This window comes from Citrobacter sp. TBCS-14 (assembly GCF_005280805.1).
In the GTDB taxonomy this organism is placed as follows: Bacteria; Pseudomonadota; Gammaproteobacteria; order Enterobacterales; family Enterobacteriaceae; genus Citrobacter; species Citrobacter gillenii.
Genome location: NZ_SZWM01000144.1, coordinates 1 through 262 on the forward strand (window position 1 = coordinate 1; position 262 = coordinate 262).

Sequence of the window (262 nt, forward strand, 5' to 3'; positions counted from 1 at the left end):
CCGTGATGCGCTGAATGGTAACGGCGAGAACCCGGTTCCAGCCAGACAAGCCATTCAAATCATGGAACTGATTGAGTTGGGCATTGAATCGGCGAAACACCGATCAACGCTGTGCCTTGCCTGATAATGCCAATGTCGGATGTCGAGGCATCTTATCTGGCCTACAATGCAATGTAGGCCAGATAAGCGTTAGCGCCATCCGGCAATAAAGCCATTACGCTGCGGCGACTTTCTCACGCAGTGCTTGTTTCTCTTCATTGCT

The 262-nt window shown here is 51.1% G+C and carries 1 pseudogene; it reads left to right on the top strand.

The window, feature by feature from the left end:
• Positions 1–124 (top strand): annotated as a pseudogene (locus tag FDX22_RS03575) (oxidoreductase); the annotation flags it as partial.
• Positions 125–262 lie beyond the last annotated feature (138 nt).